Source organism: Rhizobium sp. P1_E1 (assembly GCF_056406015.1).
Genome location: NZ_JBFUAY010000320.1, coordinates 1 through 3,897 on the forward strand (window position 1 = coordinate 1; position 3,897 = coordinate 3,897).

General features: G+C 58.4%; 5 protein-coding genes. 1 reads left to right on the plus strand and 4 read right to left on the minus strand.

Going from position 1 to position 3,897, the window contains the following annotated elements; translation table 11 throughout:
* Positions 1-747, plus strand: a 747-nt coding sequence (gene cysE, locus AC1D1Z_RS34815; protein WP_477853343.1) for a serine O-acetyltransferase, incomplete at its 5' end; no start/stop codon positions are given.
* 197 nt (positions 748-944) lie between these two features.
* Here the strand turns inward: cysE and AC1D1Z_RS34820 are convergent.
* The 4 genes from AC1D1Z_RS34820 to AC1D1Z_RS34835 all read right to left on the minus strand — a co-directional run.
* Positions 945-1,232, minus strand: coding sequence for a MurR/RpiR family transcriptional regulator (locus tag AC1D1Z_RS34820; protein ID WP_018247045.1), 288 nt, complete (start codon positions 1,230-1,232; stop codon positions 945-947).
* A gap of 126 nt (positions 1,233-1,358) precedes the next feature.
* A complete protein-coding gene (gene iolG, locus AC1D1Z_RS34825; RefSeq protein WP_018247046.1) occupies positions 1,359-2,351 on the minus strand; it encodes an inositol 2-dehydrogenase in 993 nt (330 codons plus the stop codon).
* Positions 2,352-2,382: 31 nt separating this feature from the next.
* Positions 2,383-3,186: a TIM barrel protein gene (locus AC1D1Z_RS34830; RefSeq protein ID WP_131647132.1), complete on the minus strand. Its 804-nt coding sequence runs from the start codon at positions 3,184-3,186 to the stop codon at positions 2,383-2,385.
* Between the two features lie 83 nt (positions 3,187-3,269).
* Positions 3,270-3,897: ATP-binding cassette domain-containing protein (locus tag AC1D1Z_RS34835; protein ID WP_477853345.1), on the minus strand; the 628-nt coding region annotated here is incomplete at its 5' end.

Consider the following 3,897-nt stretch of genomic DNA (forward strand, 5'->3'; position numbering starts at 1 on the left):
GCTTCGGCCAAGGATGCAGCACTCACGCGCGCCATGAATTCCGCAGTGCTTTATCATGCGAGTTTCGCCCAGGCGCTCGCTCAGCGGGTCGCAATCAAACTGGCCAATCACGACCTCGACCATGACGAGTTGCTGGCGGTGATTGCCCAGGCATTCGTCGGCAACCGCAATATTGTCGCCGATGCCGCCGCTGACCTGACCGCGATCAAGGAACGCGATCCATCGAACACGGAAATCCTGACGCCATTCCTGTATTTCAAAGGCTTTGTAGCTCTGCAGGGACAACGGGTCGCCCACTGGCTTTGGCATCATGACCGCCTCCATTTGGCGCGCCACATCCAGAGCCGAATTTCTGAAGTTTTCGGTGTGGACATTCACCCCGCCGCAAAGATGGGGAAGAGCATCATGCTCGATCACGGGAGCGGCCTGGTCATCGGCGAGACTGCGGTCGTCGAAGACGACGTCTCCATACTCCAGAATGTTACATTGGGAGGGACAGGCAAGGAAACCGGCGACCGGCACCCCAAGGTACGACGCGGCGCTCTTATCGGAGCGGGTGCCAAGATTCTCGGCAACATCGAAATTGGCGTTGGCGCCAAGGTGGGTGCAGGCAGCGTGGTCATAAATGCCGTTACAGCCTATACATCGGTCGCCGGCATTCCGGCGAGGCAGGTGGGCAAGCGCCACTTCAACCTCCCCGGAATCACGATGGACCAGACCTTGTCTGAACCGGAGTATACGATCTAAGGGCGAAGGGCGCAGTGCGTATCTCACTTGCTCCTGGGCGTCTCCATTTGCAACGCTGATGCTGCCCGATGGCAGTCAGCCATACACTTGTCGCAATGTAATATAAAGCCAGTGCTTATTTTTCGGCCATTATGGTCGACGCAGCCTTCTCGGGGCTCGGATCGAAACCCAGAGTGAATTCGACCACCTTCGCTCCTCTAGCGATGATTTGCGGAAATCTTGCGAAGATGATCTCTTATCATCGCGCGAAACTCGCCAAATGTTCGAAACCCGATGTGCTGTGCAAGTCGGTGAACCGTGGTTTGAGAAACCTTACAATTGCGCGCAATCGCAGCGGCACTTTCGAATGCAATCATTTCCGGCTGCGCTAAGATCTGTTTAGCGACTTGTTCCAGACGATCGGGGAAGACGATCTGGCGCTTGGCGATCTGGTACTTCAGTTCCTCCAATGTTGTTGGAGGACAATGAATCCTGTCCTGCATCATGGCACTTCACCTCGCAAAGCCGCCCTACGGCAATGTACTGGCGACCCGGAAGCCTATTAAAAGGAAGCGTCACCTCCGGTAGCGGTGCGGCAATGTGACGACATTTCCGCATCGCATCGAAGCTTGTTATTCGACCTCAACTGGCCTGCCCTTCTGCCAGCTGACGGTAGCGGCCTCCGCCAGTTTCTGAGCCTGGAGTCCATCAAGCCCACCGGGCTTCGGCGAGCGGTCGCCGCTGTCGATCGCGTCGATGAAGGCATTGATCTCGTTGGCATAGGCCTGGGCGTAGCGTTCAAGGAAGAAATATTGGACGGGATCGCCGCTTACGCCGTTCGCATTGGAAAGCTCGACGCTCGTTGCTTGAATATTCCTCGCCGCAAGCATGCCGGCGGACCCATGGACTTCGACGCGCTGGTCGTAGCCGTAAGTCGCCCGGCGTGAATTGGTGATAACGGCAATGCGCCCGGAAGCCGTCTGCATCTGCACGGCGGCAGTGTCCACATCGCCCTCGGCGCCGATCGCCTTGTCGACGAGCGACGATCCAAGTGCATTCACGACGACGAATTCCTCCCCGATGAGGAAGCGGGCCATGTCAAAGTCATGGATCATCATGTCGCGGAACAGACCGCCGGAGGATTTAACGTAATCCGCCGGCGGCGGTGTGGGATCTCGGCTGGTGATCGTCACAATCTCGATTTCGCCGACATCGCCCCGGCGCAGGCGCGCYTCCACACTGGCGAAGTTCGGGTCAAACCGGCGATTGAAGCCGATCATCAAGGTCGACTTGTTCTTCTCGACGACGTCGAGGCAGGCATTGATGCGCTCGACCGACAGGGACACCGGCTTTTCGCAGAGGATTGCCTTACCGGCCCTCGCGGCCGCCTCGATGAGATCGGCGTGGCTGGGTGTCGGCGTCGCGATCAGGATCGCGTCGACGTTTGAGGACTTGATGACATCTTCCGCATCGGCAACCTCGGCGCCCGTCTGCGCGGCCAGCGCCTCAGCCGATGCTCTGAAGGCATCCGCCACGTAGACGAGCTTGGCCTTGGGGTTCGCCGCAATGGTCGCGGCGTGCACCTTGCCTATCCGGCCGGCACCAATCACTCCAAATCTGATCATTGATATTTCTCCGTTTTGACTATCGAAATCTTCAAACCGTGAAGGCGTCGCGGAAACGGGCAAGCGCCGTCTCATCATCGCCGGAGGCCCAGGCCTCCATGCCGATCGTGCCGCGATAACCCATATCCTTGAGCGCACGAGCAATTGCCTTGTAGTTGATCTCTCCGGTGCCCGGCTCCATGCGGCCGGGAACATCCGCCACCTGTATTTCACCGATATAAGGTAGCGCGCGCCGGCAAAGCTCGATCAGGTTTCCTTCGCCGATCTGGGCGTGATAGAGGTCGAGATTGAGCTTCAACGCCGGTCGGTTAACCGACGAAACGAGCGCAAGCGTATCTTCAGCCTTGGCAAACGGTGTCTTGGGGTGATCGACTGCTTCATTGAGGTTTTCGAGCACGAAGGTGACGCCCTCTTTCTCGCCGAGGTCGGCGATGCGGCTAAGCGTGTCGTGCGCCTTGAGCCACATGGCGCCCGTCACCTTCTCGGCCTTGACCACCGGCAGGCCCTGTTCGTCGAGACCGGTGCCGTGTAAGTTGAGGCGGGGGCAATTCAGCTCCCTGGCGATCCGGATCGATTGCTTCGCGGTTCGCAGCAATTCGTCCGCACCATCGTCATCCGCTAGCGTGCCGGTTACATAGCCCGTCATCGACGAGAAGACCGCTCCTGATCTTGCGAGGGCGGCGATGTCATGCTTCGTCCAATCCCAGATCTCGACGTGAAAGCCAAGTTCAGTGATACGCTTCAGCCTGTCGACGACAGGAAGCGACTTGAAGACCATCTCGGCGCAGACCGCGAGCGTGAAGGGGGATGAGGCATTCGACGAACCGTCGTTCATGACCGTATTCCATGATTAATGATTGAGTGAAAAGCGACGACGAGTTTGAAAACCAATCGAACGCCGCCTCGGAAGCAAGCCGGCTAGATCGTACCGCCGAGCTCTTCGGACAATTGCTGCAGCTCCTTGCCGCCGGCCATGAGGTTCTGCAGCGCATCCATCGCGATATCCGCCTTGGCATAGGTGCCAAGCGTCTGGCCCCGATTGAGGATGGTGAAGCGGTCCGCCACCGCATAGGCATGGCGGACATTATGGGTGATGAAAATGACGCCCAATCCGCTCTGTCGAACTTGGTGGATGTATTTCAGCACCATCGAGGTTTGCGCCACGCCGAGCGCCGAAGTCGGCTCATCGAGAATGAGGATCTTAGCGCCGAAGTAGACCGCACGCGCAATCGCAACGCATTGGCGTTCGCCGCCAGACAGAGTGCCCACTGCCTGATTGGGATCGCGGATATCGATGCCGATCTTACGCATCTCTTCCCGCGTTACATCGTTGCAATGCGTAAGGTCGAGGTGACGGAAAGGGAAGAAGCCCTTGCGAGGCTCCCGCCCCATGAAGAAATTACGGGTGATCGACATCAGCGGGATCATGGCAAGGTCCTGATACACGGTCGCAATCCCTGCATCGAGCGCATCGCGCGGACTGCGGAAATTGACCGGCTTTCCTTCGACCAGGAAGGCACCGCCACTTGGGCGGACGACACCGGAC

What these genes read in the sequence shown, in the direction of transcription:
- AC1D1Z_RS34820 (WP_018247045.1), bottom strand. Translation starts at nt 1,232, where the DNA reads ATGATGCAGGACAGGATTCATTGTCCTCCAACAACATTGGAGGAACTG.
- AC1D1Z_RS34830 (WP_131647132.1), bottom strand. Translation starts at nt 3,186, where the DNA reads ATGAACGACGGTTCGTCGAATGCCTCATCCCCCTTCACGCTCGCGGTC.